This window comes from Echinicola rosea (assembly GCF_005281475.1).
GTDB classification, from domain to species: Bacteria; Bacteroidota; Bacteroidia; order Cytophagales; family Cyclobacteriaceae; genus Echinicola; species Echinicola rosea.
Window position 1 is genome coordinate 5,656,553 of the sequence record NZ_CP040106.1, and the last position, 16,343, is coordinate 5,672,895.

The following is a 16,343-nucleotide window of genomic DNA, read 5'->3' on the forward strand; positions in this document are numbered from 1 at the left end:
ATAAACTTGACGAAGAAGCACTGGTGCTCACCTATGGCTGTGACTTGGGCGACCCTCCCAATCCATTTAACTACCACATGACGTTTGAGGAAGACCATATGGTCCTTCGCCCCATATCAACGGTTTGTATTGAGGGCTGCTCCTATAAATACAAAAAATCGGTAGATTGACCGTCATATCAGGTCTAACCATAAATTTTGGTGTATCAAAGGGCAGGTTAACCCCTAAGGAAAACTGTTTCCAGTTTGCAACAAGGAACTTTTTGGAAGGCAGTTTGCAATACCCTTATAGACGGGCCTCCTGGAAATTTTTCCTGCATATCGGATCAAGCCAAAAAATTCTTCATTGGCCTATTTGGATCGCTGCATATTTTATTACAATCCTTGATTTCGGCCCCAGCTGGAGGTGACCAAGGCCCAGGCCATCTTTCTGGGGGCTGTGCCGCAAGGAGGCATTACAAATGCCTGTCCCAGCAAGTTCGCATTTCAAATGCGGAACTAGCAGAGCAATATGTATGAGCAGTGGGGTAAATTGGAATTGCTTGATCCGTTAAATTGTTTTGGTTCTTTCCATGGGCCTTCCCCTTTGCTTAAACCCGAAATATGCATTAGCCTATCTGTTACGACCTGGAACTGCTTTAAAATCAGCCGTTTCACTTTATTTTTCAGCATAACCCTAGCGGTGCTACGCTAACACCTCCAAACTAATTGATTTTCTTGCAATTTCAGCTCTCACTACGATTCCTAACGCATAATCCGGGTTAAAAAAACAAAAACCTCCGGGGCAATGTCCCGGAGGTTTTAACACTTAAAAAACCACCAACCTTTAAATAAATCTATACAAACTATTTTCTTCTAATAGCTATATTGATTTTGTCTGCCAATAAATACATGACAGGTACAATTACTAACGTGAGAAAGGTCGCAAAGGTTAACCCAAATATTACAGTCCAGGCCATTGGTCCCCAAAAAACCGCATTATCACCTCCTACGTAGAATTGAGGGTCAAAATCAGCTAACAAACTAAAGAAATCGATGTTCATTCCGATGGCCATCGGGATCAAGCCCAGTATGGTGGTGATGGCGGTCAGCAATACGGGACGAAGACGGGTCTTTCCCCCTTCGACGATACTGGCCACCAGGTCATCATAGGTTAGGTGCTCATCCTCTCCCAGTCCCCGATCGGAACGTTTTCGCTCCCTTACCAAGTTGGTATAGTCGATCAGTACAATGGCATTGTTTACCACTACCCCTGCCAGGGAAATGATCCCGATACCGGTCATGATCACTACGAAGTCCATATTAAAGGTCGCCAGACCGATAAATACACCTATGGTACTCAATATCACCGAACACATGATGATAAACGGCGTCATCAGGGAATTGAACTGGGCCACGATGATCAGGAAAATAACTGCCACGGCAATCATCATCGCCCGCATCAAAAACTCCATTGACTTGGCCTGTTCTTCCTGCTCTCCGGTAAACTTGATATCCATTCCATCGGGAAGCTCATAATCATCCAGCCGTGACCTGATCCTGTTATTGATCTCCGTTGGGTTGAACCCTTCGTTGACATTGGAGTAAATGGTAATGACCTTGTCCAGGTCCTTCCGCTTCACGGAACCGTAGGTGGAGCTATATTCAAAATTCGCTACTGAAGTAATGGGGATATGCCTTTTATTGCCAAACTTATCCATAAAATAGATCTTCTTGTTGACCAGGGCGCCTATGTCATAGCGGTATTTCTCTGCCAGCCTCAGCTGGATCGGGTAGTCATCTTCACCTTCTTTGTACTTGGAAACTTCCAGACCGAAGATGGCCGTTCTCAGTTCATTGGCAATTGAGGAGGTGGACAGCCCAAACCGCCTGGCCTTTTCCCTGTCGATATTGACGATCAGCTCGGGTTTGCCCGTCTGAAGGTCCATCTTCAATTCTTCGATCCCTTCGATATTGGCCCCTTTGATAAACTCCCGGATATCCTCCACTTCAGTCACCAGTTTTTCATAATCTTCACCGCTCACTTCGATGTTGATCGGTTTGCCGACTGGTGGGCCATTTTGTTCCTTGTCCACCGTGATCTGTACACCAGGGTATTTCGCCATGGCTTCTCGGAGCTCCTCCATGATCTTTGTCGTGTTCTTGCCGTTACGGTATTGGTACTCGACAAAACTCACCGTCAGCATCGCCTTGTGCGGCGTCACGCCCATACTCGGCCCTTCTGAAGGATCACTCGTCCCTTCGCCCACTTGGGCGATAAATGCCTCCACGATATCCCTGTGCGGCTCGATCAGCTCCATCACCTCGTCCTCCACTTTCTTACTGAATGCATTGGTCGCCTCAATGTCCGTACCTATGGGATATTCGATAAAGATATTCACGTAGTTAGGGTCACTGCTCGGGAAAAACTCCACTTTTGGAGACCTTACCATCAACAGCACCAGGGAGAAGATCAATACCCCGAACATGCCGAAGAAAAACAGGTACGGTTTTTTGCCTCCAAGGGCAAATGCCAGCAATCCTTCATACTTTTCTTCCAGCCATACCAAAAACACTTGTTGGAACCATCGAATGGCTTTTTTCATGAAAACAGCATTCACCAGCGTAATGATGGCGGCAATCAAAGCAATATTGGCCATGGTCAACACCTGGGCGATATAGCAAATGGCGGCAATGGTCAGCAAGGTGCCTGCAATGATAAAAGACCGTTTCTTGGGCTTCACATTGTCCAGGTCCTGGATTTTCATAAACATCGCTGTCACCACCGGGTTGATCACCAGCCCCACAAACAAGGACGATGAAAGGACAATGATCAGGGTAATGGGAAGGTATTTCATAAATTCCCCCATGATGTCCTGCCAGAAGGCCAACGGGATAAAGGCCGCCACTGTAGTGGCGGTAGAGGTAATGATCGGCCAGGCGACTTCTCCAACCCCTTCCTTGGCGGCACGGATAGGGGTCTTGCCTTCCTGCATGAGCCTATAGACATTCTCCACTACCACAATGCCGTTATCCACCAGCATGCCAAGGGCAAGTATCATCGAAAACAGTACCATCATGTTCAGTGTCACCCCGAATGCATTGAGGATCATAAAGGAAATGAACATGGAAAGCGGAATGGCAATTCCCACGAACAGCGCATTTCTAAAGCCCATAAAGAACATCAGCACGATAATAACCAAAATGATCCCTGAGATGATGCTGTTTTCCAGGTTGGCCACCATGCTGCGGGTCACCTTGGACTGGTCGTTGGTAATGCTGACCTTAAGGTCTGAAGGAAAATGGTTGGTCTCGGCCTCATCCAGTATTTCCTTTATCTTATCACTGGCGGCCAAGAGGTTTTCACCACCTCTTTTGATCACATTGACCGTTACCACCGGCAGCTTGGAAGCACGGGCATAACTTTCGCGTTCCTTATAGGTATCCTTTACCTCCGCTACATCCTTGAGGTAAATGATGTTTCCTCCCTCACTTTTGACAATGATCTCATTGAGCTCCTCAGGGTCTTCAAACTCCCCTGTGATCCTCAGTGCCCTTCGGAAATCCCCACTGAGGATATTTCCGCCGGAGATCGTCACGTTTTCGGAAGATATCGCATCGGCAATATCCCCAAAGCTCACCTCCATGGCCTCCATCTTGAACAGGTCGGCATTGACCTGGATCTCACGCTCGATGGTACCCGTAAGGTCAGCACTGGAGATTTCGGGCAAGGCTTCAATCTCATCTTCCAGGTACTCGCCAAACTCCTTCAGTTCTTCCTGTGAATAATTGCCCGAAAGGTTCACGAACATGATCGGCATCTCCGAAAAATCGAGTTCGAAGATATTGGGATCCTGGTCCAGATCCGTGGGCAGTTCGCTTTTGGACTTGTCCACGGCATCCTTGGTATCCTGCAAAGCCCTGGAAATATCCACACCGGGATTGAATTCAATGATAATGGTAGAATAATCCTGTATGGAAGTGGACTCAATGGTCTTCACGTCCTTGAGGGATTTAAGCTCCTTCTCTATGGGACGTGTGATGAGGTTTTCCATATCCACAGGTGAATTGCCCGGATAGCTGGTCCCCACATATACGGTAGGGATCACGATTTCAGGGAAACTCTCCTTGGGCATCGTCCGGTAGGCATACAAGCCCATAAACGTGATGATCAGCGAAAGGATGATCACACTGGTCTTGTTGTTGACCGCTAGTGAAGATAGCCCAAATTCCCTGGTTACATTCTTATCTTGTTGTTGTTCTGCCATGATTAACTTTCGACGATTTGAACTTTGGAACCTTCAGCTACTTCCCTGAATCCCTTGTCGATCAGCACTTCTCCTCCTGAAAGTCCATCCTTGATTTCGGAGACCCTGTGATAGGTTTCCCCTTTAGTAATGTATTGCTTCTTTGCCTGTCCTTTGTCCACCACATAGACATATTCACCTTTGTTATCGCGCTGGATAAGGTTGGTAGGCACGGTAGTGGCCGCTTTGTTTTCATAATCCTTGATCCGCAATACCGATATCATATTTGGCTTGATGTGCTTCAGGCTAGGCAAGAACACCTCTACTTTGAAGGTTCTGTTGCTAGGATTGATGATGGCTCCGACCGCAGTTACCTTGGTTTTGATGTCTCGGCCAAGGGACGGGAATTCCACCCTTACCGAATCGCCCTGCTCCAGCACTCCAACATATGCCTCCGATATGTCCGCTTCGATGTACAGGTCACTCTCCCCGACAAAGTTGATAATCGGCATTCCCGGCTGCACAAGCTCGCCAAGTTTTACCATTACCTCTTCCACCGTACCATGATACGGTGCGCGAATGGTGGTTTTGTCCTTCTGCGTTTTCAGGGTAGCAAGGTTTTTCTCCAGTGACTCCACCCTGTTTTTAGCTTCTAGGTATTGCACTTCGGTGCCGATTTCCCGGTCCCAGAGGCGCTTTTGCTTTTCATATAAGGTAGTGGCCAAGTCCAGTTGTGTTTCCAGCTCGGAGATATTGTTATCGATGGATTCCCCATCAATGCTCACCAATACCTCGCCCTTGGCAGCCCGCATCCCTTCATGTACCTCGATCTGTTCTATCCTTCCGGCCACTTCGGCACTGATGTTGACGTTCTTCTTGGAAAGCACCGATCCGGTCACTTCCAGGTAATGCTCAAAGGCCTGGTTTTGGGCCTTCACCGTGGTCACCAACACGGACTTCCTATTGTTTTTTGCAAAAGTAGAATCCTCTGCGGCAATCTCCTTTTCGAGCTCCGAGATACTGCTTTTCAGTTCATGGTACTGATCCTTGTATGCTTTCAACTGGGCTTTTTTGGCCTCCAGTTCAGATTCCTGCGGACCGCAGGAAAAAGTCATCGCGGCCGCTAATGCCAATGATAATCTGGAAAAGGTTTTCATATTGCTATAGTGGTATATGTATTTTTTCATCTTAATATTCCTAATGCTTTTTCTAGATCTACTTTGGAGATCAGCGCATCGTACAATGCGCTGTAATAATTGATCTCGGCTTCCACGAGATCGGAGTCTGCCTCCACCACTTCAAGGTTAGAGCCTACCCCTTCCGAATATTTGATCCGGCTGATTTCATACACTTCCGTGGCCAGCTCCATGTTTTCCCGCTGTACATCTAGGGTTTTCAGGTTGTTCTGCAGGTTTGTCCTGGCCTGGAAACGCTCCACTTCGATATTGTCGTCCAGCATATCCATCTGATTTTCGATCTGCTGCAGTTGGATGCGGTTTTGTTGGATCCTTTTGGCCTTGGCCAGCCCGTCAAAGATCGGCACGTTTAACGTAAGGCCCACAAAAGCCCCTGTAAACCAGTTTTCACTGTCCCATACCGTATTGAACTCCTGCCCCGCACCGTTTCGCTGGTAGGTAAAGTTGGCATTCAGGCTGGGAAGATATTGGACCGTATTGTTTTTAAGGTCCAGTTTTACCAGTTCCCAGTTGGTCTGCAACTGGTCCATCTCTACCCTTCGGTATCCCGGATTACCCAACAGTTCCTGGATTTGCCGGGGCTGGTTCAGGTCCCTCAAACTCTCGGTCATCTGGATTTCATATTCCATTGGAAGCCCCATTTGCACCTTCAGCAGCTGCTTACTGATTTCAGTAGCTGCATTGATCTTGTCGAGCTCGGTCTGGATATTATTATACTGGACCTTTACCCTTGACACTTCTATTTTCTCCGCAAAGCCTTCTTCATACAATACCGTGGTTTCCTGGAGCAAGGTATCGATCCTTGCCAGGTTGGCTTCAGCGAGCTGCTGGCGCTCCCTGTTTACCAGTACCGTAAAAAAGGCCTTTTTGACATTTTCGATCACATCGTTTTCTGTCTTTTCCTTGTCAAACTCACTGAGCTGCCTGTATGTACGGGCGGCCTTCAGGCCTACAAAGTACGAGCCGTCGAAGATCATCTGGTTTACCGTTACCGATATGCCACTTTGGTAGTTGACACCAAACTGTACCGGCAGCACGTCCGACGGATTGTCCGGATCGGCAAAAGGGCCTTCGTTGGGCAAAAACATCACCGGGATGGATACGTTCTTGGTAAAATCAAAACTGCCGTTGATCTGGGGCAGTCCCTGAGCCACCTGCTCTCCCACCGACGCTTTCGAAGCATAGGTCTCCAGCAAGGCATTCTTGGCATCGGCGTTGTTTTCCAAAGCGTACTGGACGCTTTCCTCTAAAGTAAACTCCAACACTTCCTGGGCTGACACCCGCCCTGCCAACAGGCAAACGAGCAAGACGCCAAAAAGGGAGAATCTGGTTGTTAAACGCATGAATTAATCCTGATTATTGATTGTATAAAATAGTTCTCTTCCTTTGTCGGTTAAAATCCCATGGATAAAATGGTCCATGATGGCCATCTGGACTTCCAGTACATTGAATTTCGATGGTGGAAATTTTTCCGAATCAAATGTACTGGCAATCTGGTCCATCCTGACCAGGGCAAGGATATCCGCATCAATTTCCGGTCTGAAGTACCCCTCTCTCTTCCCCTTTTCCAAGACGTCGGAAATGGTCTTGATGGCACAATTTTGCCTAAACTCCTCAAACAACTTCCAACAACTGGGATAATACCGCTGGATTTCACTGAACACCACGGGGTTGATATTGGAATACCTTGACCGGATGTATTTGGAGACTTCCACAAAATGCCATATCGCCCCTTTGTTCTCATCATAGAGGTTCATAAAAAACTCCTGATCTTCCTGCATTTTGTTTCTAAAAGCTTCCAGCACCAACTGTGCCTTGTCCTTAAACTCCTGGTAGATGGTCTTCTTCGATACACCAGCAGCCCGGGCAATATCATCCACGGTCACATACCTTACCCCCAATCGGGCAAATTGATCCATGGCAATCGTCAATATCTTTTCGCGTGATTCCAAAATCTCAGTCCACTTCTAAATTTTCACTCACGCAAAACTGAGGAAACTTTGTGAAACCTCAAAGTTTCCAACGTTTTAATTTCAATACCTTGATGGGTTGCCTCAAAAACCCTACAAAAGATCAAAACCACCCTTCATTGGGCATTCCACCAACTTTCACTGGTCAGACTGTACGATTACGCTCAAAAAGCTGTCCGTCAGCGACCGCCCGCCCCTTCAGGATTTTATCAAAGGTACCGAAGAACCGGCACAAGCCCAGATGTGCCGGGGTTACTTTTATTATATTCTCGGTAAAGCGCCGGCTTTTATCGGTAAAGCCACGGTCGGGCAGCAGCTTTTTTCCATTATTTTCCCTTGACGGTAAACGATCTTACCGCAAATCCGTCCACAAAAAAGCAAAGCCATTAAAAAACACGGAATGCCCGATCCATTACAAGACGGTCAACATAAAATCTTACGGGCTCTTCCAAGTTTTCAACCATTTGCGTACCTTTGCTCCTTAATTTATGGTCATCCAATAACAGCGGACATGATTCTCTTTTTCCAATCCCCACAAAAAAACACCATCTACGCGCTAGAAGCCAAACAACCTGTCGCACCTGAAGACCTCCAAAAGCTATCGTGGCTCTTTGGAGAGGCCACCCAGCTTGCACAAGAAAAAGTGGAAGGCAGCTATGCCGGCCCCAGAAAAGAAATGATCACTCCCTGGTCCACCAATGCCGTGGAAATCACGGGCAATATGGGCATCGCGGGAATCCTAAGAATTGAAGAATTCAGCCTCTTGGAAGAAGGCCAGGAGATCGACCCCATGCTCCAGGCAAAGTACGAAGGACTCGGCCAGGATATCTTTACCATAGACCTAAAACCCGAGGAAGTGCTGTCGATCACAGACATCAAATCCTATAATGCACAGGAAGGCCTGGCCCTAAGTGATGAGGAAATCGAGTATTTGGAAAAGGTAAGCAAAAGCCTTGGCAGGCCGCTGACCGATAGTGAGGTGTTTGGCTTCAGCCAAGTGAATTCCGAACACTGCCGCCATAAGATTTTCAATGGCACCTTTGTCATCGATGGAGAAGAAAAGGAAAATACCCTTTTCCAATTGATCAAAAAGACCTCCATCAAGCATCCGAACAAGATTGTTTCTGCCTATAAGGACAATGTCGCTTTTGTAAAAGGGCCAAAAGCGCAGCAATTTGCCCCAAAAAGCCAGGACAAAGCCGATTACTTCCAACCGGAAACCATCAGCACCGTCCTTTCCCTAAAGGCGGAAACCCATAACTTCCCTACCACCGTGGAACCATTTAACGGTGCCGCCACAGGAGCGGGCGGGGAGATCCGCGACAGGCTGGCAGGAGGAACGGCCTCCATTCCATTGGCCGGAACGGCCGTGTACATGACCTCTTACGCCAGAAGCGAGGCAGGAAGAAGATGGGAAAAAGACCTCAACGAGCGAAATTGGCTCTACCAAACCCCGATGGACATTCTGATCAAGGCCTCCAACGGTGCCAGCGATTTTGGCAACAAGTTTGGCCAACCCTTGATCTCCGGGAGTGTACTGACCTTTGAACATGAAGAAAACGACAAACAGTTTGGTTTCGACAAGGTCATCATGCTTGCCGGTGGCATCGGGTTCACCCGGGAAAAATACAGCCTAAAGAACACCCCTGTCAAAGGCAACAAGATCGTCATCATGGGCGGTGATAACTACCGTATCGGCATGGGCGGAAGTGCCGTTTCTTCGGTAAACACCGGTGAGTTCAGCAATTCCATCGAACTGAACGCCATCCAGCGTTCCAATCCGGAAATGCAAAAAAGGGTGGCCAATGTCATCCGTGCCATGGCCGAAAACGACCATAACCCCATCATCTCCATCCACGACCATGGAGCAGGTGGACACCTTAACTGCCTGTCGGAACTGGTAGAGGATACCGGCGGGAACATCGACATCGACAAACTTCCCGTGGGAGACCCTACCCTGTCCGCCAAAGAGATTATCGGCAACGAATCCCAGGAAAGAATGGGGTTGGTCATCGGTGAGGAACAGGTGGAAACCTTGAAAAAAATATCCGAGCGTGAACGTGCGCCATTTTATGTAGTGGGCGAAACCACCGGGGACATGCACTTCAAGTTCGAAAACAAAAAATCCGGTGAAAAACCAATCGATTGGGACCTTTCCCATATGTTTGGCAGCTCGCCCAAAACCATCCTAACCGACCAAAAAACAACGACAAATTTCGCAGAGCCTGCCTATCAGGCCACTGAACTTGGACAATATATCCATGAGGTTCTCCAGCTTGAAGCCGTTGCCTGTAAGGACTGGCTCACCAATAAAGTGGACCGTTCGGTAACAGGCCGTGTGGCCACCCAACAGACCACCGGCGCCATTCAGGTACCGCTGAACAACGTGGCCGTCATGGCCATTGACTTTACCGGAAAAAAAGGCATCGCCACTTCTATAGGACATGCTCCTGTGGCCGCACTTGCCAATCCTGAAGCGGGCTCAAAGCTGGCCATCGCAGAAGCCCTCACCAACTTGGTATGGGCGCCTATCGAAGACGGGCTCAGCGGCATCTCGCTCAGCGCCAACTGGATGTGGCCTGCCAAAAACAAAGGGGAAAACGACCGGCTATACAGAGCAGTACAGGCCGTAAGTGATTTTGCCATAGACTTGGGCATCAACATCCCAACAGGAAAAGATTCCCTGTCGATGACGCAGAAATATCCCGACGGAAAGACCGTTTATTCGCCCGGTACGGTCATCATCTCCAGTGTGGGGGAATGTGCCGACATCCGCAAGACAGTCACTCCCGACCTAAAGCCGGTAGCAGGTACCGAACTATTATACATAGATTTCTCCAGGGACGGTGCTCAACTGGGAGGAAGCAGTTTTGCACAGGTGGTCAATAAAATCGGTAATACGCCTCCTACAATCCAGGACAATGAATACTTTGGAAAGGCCTTTATGGCGGTGCAACAATTGATCGAAAAAGGGCTGCTCCATTCTGGTCACGACATTTCCGCTGGTGGACTGATCACTACGCTGCTGGAAATGACCTTCCCTACCAAGGCTTGTGGGCTGAACGTCAAAATCGACCAACTTGAAGAAAAGGACATCATCAAGGCCTTGTTTGCAGAAAACCCCGGAGTGGTCATCCAGGCTAATGATGCCAAAAAGGTAAAAGAAAACTTGGACGGGCTTGGCATTTCCTATGTTGCCATCGCAGAAGTCACTACAGACAGTAAGGTTACCCTTGAAGGAGCAGACCTGTCCCTCGATGTGCCCTCACATCGGGACACCTGGTTCAGGTCATCTTACCTATTGGACCAAAAACAAAGCGGACAGCGCCTCGCCAAGGACCGGTTTGACAATTATAAGCAGCAACCATTGGATTTCACCTTCGGCAAAGGCTGGGAAGGCAGCTATGATGCCTTTAAACTTAATCCCTACCGTCACGATATTTCGGGGACCAAAGCGGCCATTATCAGGGAAAAAGGGGTGAACGGCGATCGGGAAATGGCCTATGCCCTTTGGCTGGCAGGATTTGATGTAAAGGACGTCCACATGACCGACCTTATCACCGGTCGTGAAACGCTGGAAGATGTCAATATGATCGTCTTCGTGGGCGGCTTCTCAAATTCCGATGTGCTGGGATCCGCCAAGGGTTGGGCAGGGGCTTTCCTCTATAATGAAAAAGCAAAAACCGCCTTGGACAATTTCTACGCACGCCCTGACACGCTTAGCCTTGGAGTTTGTAACGGTTGTCAGCTGATGGTAGAACTGGGACTTATCAATCGCGACCACGATGAGAAACCTAAGATGCTGCACAACGAAAGCCATAAATTCGAATCGGCCTTTGTGAACGTGGACATTCCTGAAAACAATACTGTGATGTTCGGATCCCTTTCCGGGCAACGTCTTGGTGTATGGGTAGCCCACGGTGAAGGCAAATTCTCCCTTCCCAAAGGACAGGATGCGTACAACATCGGCATGAAATACAGTTATGGAGCCTACCCTGGCAACCCGAACGGTTCCGACCATGCCGTAGCGGGATTGGCCTCCAAAGATGGCAGGCACTTGGCCATCATGCCACATATCGAACGTTCATTGGCACCTTGGAACTGGCCGTACTATCCGGCGGACCTAAAAGGCCATGAAATCACCCCTTGGGTAGAAGCATTCGTCAACGCCAAGGAATGGGTAGCTTCCCATCAATAACACAAAAGGGTCCCTTGGTGCCGGTATTTTTTTTTACTGACTCCAAGGGACTTACAAAAACCCTTTAAAAAAACTTCATAACAGGTTTTGCATTAAAAGAAAAAGCGCATACCTTTGTGTCACATTTAAGGCAAATAAGGCTTTAAAGACATAAAAACTGACCCATGGTGTAACTGGCAACACGTCTGATTTTGGTTCAGAAGAGTCTAGGTTCGAGCCCTAGTGGGTCAACAACTCGGTCCAAAGTTGATTTTTTCGACTTTGGACTTATTTTATTATAGGTTATCATACTGTTAATCTGATAGATATCCTGAAAGAGTTCTTTCACCCTGGCGGTTCGATGTTGCTTACCGTCAAAGACGATATTTTCTGGGAAGATCGAACCAATTATCTTTCTTTTAATACTCAAATCAGCTGTATCAAAAAATAATTCAAGCCTCTCTGTCATTTCAAGGGCCTTTTTGACTTTCTCTGGAATATCTTGCATAATAATTATACCGATTTTTGTCCCTTTGGCTTCCAAGCGTTCTATCTCCTCTTCACAACTTCTTTTTATCGATCGATAATCCTCAATATCCAGCTTCTCATCAATGAACAAATCCCTGGATATGGAAATCTTTTGTTCCAGTTTTTCTATGGCTGATTTCAACTTTCTTTTTTCACTCAGGTCGATTTTATTTTCACCTAAAAACGCTTGATTAAAGACCATTTCAAATAATTCCAACATACCCTTTTTGGGCTTGAATTTCGACAGGAATTTTCTGAAAGAAGTATTTACATCCTTGGCATTAAACCTCACTCCACATTTTGATGTACAGTGATAATAACAATATTGATTCCTACCTTTTGAAGCGCTTGCCGTAAGGTTCCTACTGCATTTCGGGCATTTCAAAAAACCTCTTAACGGAATGACTTCTGGACTTACTATTTCAGTTCTCCGCTTTCTTTTTTTCACCTGCAAAGCATCCTGTACACGATAAAACAGTTCTTCTGAAATCAAGGGTTTATGTTGGGCCCTAACAAAGTGTCCCTTTTCTTCATTGAATTCCGGGACATAAAGCTTCCCACAATAGAAAGGATTCCTAACAATCCTCCAAAACTTATTTTTATGCAGTTTGGCCCCTCTTCTTCTGGCATGTAGTAAAACTTGCTCTGAGGAGTAATTGGCAGCTGCCAGGTTTTCAAAAATCCATTTTACATGTGCCGCCTCTTCCTCCTCTATCTCAATGACAGGACGTTTAAAATTATCCCTTGCGTTTCCATAACCATAGGGAGCCATCCAAAGCCACCTCCCCTCCTTCAGGCCTCTCCTCATGCCATGGAATATATTTAAGCTTCCACGGTCATTTTCCACCTCAGGTGCGGCCAGATAAAAGGCCAACATCATTTTATTCTCAGGGATTGATAGGTCCAATGGCTGTTCGATGGCCTGAGGTTCTACTCCTAATTTTTTGAGGGTATTGATCATCATATAGGCATCTCCGGCATTTCGACTAAAGCGATCCCATTTGGTAAAGAGTACGAGGTTACTCTTATTCCCTTTCTCTTTAAGTTGTCCAAGAAGTCTAGACCATTCGGGCCTGAAAAAAGTTTTCGCCGAAAAATCCTCGTAAACAACACGATTGACAGCAATCCCATGATTATTACAATACCTTACCAACACCTCTTCCTGGTTTCGTTGTGAGTATCCTTTATCAGCTTGTTCGTCAGTACTCACCCTTACATACAAATCAGCCGTTTCCATCATATTATTTTATTTATTCCATTTCCTTCCGCAATACTACCTTGACAATACCAATTGCCAACTCTTCCATAAAATGGAGCAGGCTACTTGCTTCTGATGAGGAAATAGAGTGTCCATGTTTCTCCAATATTTTTTGCGCTAACTCTGGTGTTAATTCCTGCATAAAATGGATATGGTTTGGTAAACCCTATAAAGTCCATTATCTGCTTGGAAACTATTCACCAGTTAATCCCAAGTAGGGTAAAATATTTTCACTCCTTTAAAAAATCGAAAAGGCACGAATACAAGATGGTCCGGCAAAAAGTACATCATCTTGATCAGGATAAAACTAAAAAATTACCAGCAATAAAAAAAGGGCCTTACAGCCCTCCATCATCTGAGAATGAATAATAACTTTCAGAGGTCACAATAATATGATCAATTACTGGCAGTTCCATCAATAATCCCAATTCAACTATCTTTTTGGTAAGTATCCTATCTGCCCTACTAGGCATACGATTTCCCGAGGGATGATTATGGCTTAAGATGATTGCTGAACTATTGGTCTTTAAAGCACTGGCAAAAATCAACTTGGGATCAGCCACAGTTCCAGATATACCCCCAGTAGATATATTTACGATTCCGAGAACCTTATTGGCCCGGTTCAACAACATCACTTTAAACTGCTCTATAAATCGCAGTTTGGATTGATCCCAATTCCCAATTAACAGTTCATATGCTTCCTTGGATGAAGTGATTTTTGGCAAATTTGACAATTTGATTTTTGGCTGATAGCTCAAAATTATTTCCGATACTTGGTTTGACACGAGATTTCTGTTCTTGATATCCATAACATTTCGATTTAATGGTTAGAAATTAATTATGGTACGTAATACAGCTTGAGGGCAATCAAGGCCAAGTGGCAACGGAATAAATGTGGTCCATACGGGCAGGACAGTGTTTATGCCGGACACTCTTGGCCGCTTCAGCAGCCCGAAAGCTAAATTGTGACATGATTAATAAGAATCATTGATAAAAGCGCTTAGCCATAATGAAGGGTCTAATTTATTAATATGATTATCCGCAATCATGCCAGTAGGGATAAATAGCAGCAATGATGAGCCTGTCAAATAGTTTTTGACCGAAATATCTTCTGTTGAGCTTATAACAGAACTCGTCAAGATAGTTTTGCATCATTCTTTCACTTATCATATGGTATGTCTGCAGGTGTTTCTTTAAGTTACTTATAGCAATGTGTACCCATTTGAGGTTGAAGTGCCCCTTTTCGGTTCCCGATATCTCCTTGACATGCACATCTATACAATCACTCAGGTCTGAGAAGGTGGTGCTCATATCTGTTTGAAGCACGGAGTTTGGATCAATAAATTCCCTGACCAAATTCTGGGCAGTTTTCGCCTCCAGGTTCTTTATCTTCTTCATCTTAAAATATCTACAGCTCTTGTCGGACTTGCCCGTTTCAAGGTCTTCCAAAACCGTTGATTCGGCCATTACCGCCACAATCGACCGTTTTTGGCTGCCCCTGCCTCGTTTGAGCTTGTTCGGGCTTTTGGTGGCTTGGCCCACAAAAGCCTCGTCATACTCGACCATGTCTTCAAGCCTGTAGATATCATCGCGTTTCCCCATGACCTTGCGGAGCTTATGGTACATTCTGAAAACAGGTTCATATCGCTTCATGCCCAGCTGCCTTTGCAGTTCCGATGCACTGAATCCCTTCTTGGTAGCTGTAATGAAGGTCATGGCCAACAACCATGTCCTGATCGGAAGGTTACTGTTTTCCATAACCGTACCACTTTTGATACTTGTTCGGAAGCTGCAGGAAGAGCATTGAAAGGACTTTTTGTTGGCCAACCAATAATGCTTGGTACAGTCGCACCTTTTACAGACAATACCAGCTTGGCCCCTTTTCTGCCTGATAAACTCGACACAGGAAGATTCGTCAGGAAACCGATTGATGAAGTTGATGATATTCATGGTCAGAACCGTTTGTTTTGACCTAATTTATAGATAGTAATAACTCTATTGAAGCAATGGACACCAACTGTCAATGTTATTTTATTTGGCTACTGGTGCAATTGCGGATATACATATTTATTAATTTCAAAAACACATCTTTAACAAAAATAATGGCCTCACCGATTTATATTTTGGGTCAGTAAAATGGATTTGTGAAAGTTTTATACATTAAAGATCTATAGCGAAGGGCCTAATCTTAACCTATCCATAAAGTACAACGGTTTCTTAGAATTCAGCCAAAAGTAAACGTATAGTATACTAGGGGTATACTAGGCATGGGAGCATCCATAGGGGGACGAGCGTAAAGAAAACAGTCAGTGACTGTTTTTAGCGAGTAGCCAGCTTGCAGGGCAGCCCCAGCCCTTTTCCCCTCTAAAACCACCAAAAAAAATTAAGACCTTCCCATAACGTCCAAAGTTAGTTAATAGTTTATCTGTTCATCCCTGCCTGACCACTTGCATTCAGATTTTGTTAACTGTAATTTTTAGAAATTAATCCCAAATAAATGGTCGCTCTACCCCCATTCCTCTCAGGTACGAAATAAATTGCCCTGCGTGGACAGATTCATGATAACCTATTCGTAATAAATATTGTCCGAGTGGTTTCAATTCCCCATTACCAGGATGAATAATAGTGTTTTCAATAAGCTCTCTGTCTGAAAACTTCTGTACACTATTTAGAAATATTTCTCGATATGGTTTAGCAAATTCAAGTTCATCCTCAACACTCTGAAAGGGTCTATTCTTCCATGGAGTGCTGTAAGTTGACATATCACCATTATTAATGATAATATTCCAACCGTAGTCAGCCTCTAGGACGTGCCTAACCATTTCAATAGCAGTTGTTGCATTTTCATCAGGTTTCCAATTATAATGGCTTTTGGGGAGTCCCTGCCAGAGTGCTATGCTTCTGCGCCTTATTTCTTTAAAATTTAAAATAATTAATTCAGTTTGAGTCATTATCATAATATCGAAAAGTGTATTTTATTTTTTCTTAA

At 45.7% G+C, this 16,343-nt stretch carries 10 protein-coding genes and 1 tRNA gene; 2 read left to right on the plus strand and 9 right to left on the minus strand.

Annotated elements, in window-relative coordinates; translation table 11 throughout:
- Positions 1–844: 844 nt before the first annotated feature.
- Genes FDP09_RS21995 through FDP09_RS22010 form a run of 4 tightly spaced genes read right to left on the minus strand, consistent with a single transcriptional unit; the run spans position 845 to position 7,373 of the window.
- On the minus strand, positions 845–4,246 hold the full coding sequence (locus FDP09_RS21995) for an efflux RND transporter permease subunit (RefSeq protein ID WP_137404650.1): 3,402 nt from the start codon (positions 4,244–4,246) through the stop codon (positions 845–847).
- Positions 4,247–4,248: 2 nt separating this feature from the next.
- On the minus strand, positions 4,249–5,412 hold the full coding sequence (locus FDP09_RS22000; RefSeq protein ID WP_137404651.1) for an efflux RND transporter periplasmic adaptor subunit: 1,164 nt from the start codon (positions 5,410–5,412) through the stop codon (positions 4,249–4,251).
- Entirely contained in the window at positions 5,409–6,764 is a 1,356-nt protein-coding gene (locus FDP09_RS22005) for a TolC family protein (RefSeq protein ID WP_137404652.1), read from the minus strand. Before FDP09_RS22005 ends, FDP09_RS22000 begins: the two co-directional genes overlap by 4 nt.
- 3 nt (positions 6,765–6,767) lie before the next feature.
- Positions 6,768–7,373 carry a TetR/AcrR family transcriptional regulator gene (locus FDP09_RS22010; RefSeq protein WP_137404653.1) on the minus strand — a complete coding sequence of 202 codons (606 nt, stop codon included), beginning with the start codon at positions 7,371–7,373 and terminating at the stop codon, positions 6,768–6,770.
- A gap of 529 nt (positions 7,374–7,902) precedes the next feature.
- On the opposite strand from FDP09_RS22010, the gene purL reads away from it, so the two are divergent.
- The gene (gene purL, locus FDP09_RS22015) at positions 7,903–11,589 is read left to right on the plus strand and encodes a phosphoribosylformylglycinamidine synthase (RefSeq protein ID WP_137404654.1); all 3,687 of its coding nucleotides are present in this window, start codon (positions 7,903–7,905) and stop codon (positions 11,587–11,589) included.
- A gap of 158 nt (positions 11,590–11,747) precedes the next feature.
- Positions 11,748–11,820, plus strand: a tRNA-Gln gene (locus FDP09_RS22020).
- On the opposite strand, the gene FDP09_RS22025 is transcribed toward FDP09_RS22020, so the two are convergent.
- From FDP09_RS22025 to FDP09_RS22040, 5 genes are all read right to left on the minus strand, one after another.
- Positions 11,786–13,336 carry a recombinase family protein gene (locus FDP09_RS22025; protein ID WP_244940519.1) on the minus strand — a complete coding sequence of 517 codons (1,551 nt, stop codon included), beginning with the start codon at positions 13,334–13,336 and terminating at the stop codon, positions 11,786–11,788. The two genes, FDP09_RS22020 and FDP09_RS22025, sit on opposite strands and share 35 nt — an antisense overlap.
- A 10-nt stretch (positions 13,337–13,346) precedes the next feature.
- Positions 13,347–13,496, minus strand: a complete 150-nt coding sequence (locus FDP09_RS23905; RefSeq protein WP_187328748.1) for a hypothetical protein — start codon at positions 13,494–13,496, stop codon at positions 13,347–13,349.
- A 196-nt stretch (positions 13,497–13,692) separates the two neighbouring features.
- On the minus strand, positions 13,693–14,163 hold the full coding sequence (locus tag FDP09_RS22030; RefSeq protein ID WP_137404655.1) for a JAB domain-containing protein: 471 nt from the start codon (positions 14,161–14,163) through the stop codon (positions 13,693–13,695).
- Between the two features lie 226 nt (positions 14,164–14,389).
- Positions 14,390–15,304: an IS1595-like element ISEvi2 family transposase gene (locus tag FDP09_RS22035; protein WP_015268139.1), complete on the minus strand. Its 915-nt coding sequence runs from the start codon at positions 15,302–15,304 to the stop codon at positions 14,390–14,392.
- Between the two features lie 533 nt (positions 15,305–15,837).
- On the minus strand, positions 15,838–16,311 hold the full coding sequence (locus FDP09_RS22040; protein WP_226333958.1) for a DinB family protein: 474 nt from the start codon (positions 16,309–16,311) through the stop codon (positions 15,838–15,840).
- Positions 16,312–16,343 lie beyond the last annotated feature (32 nt).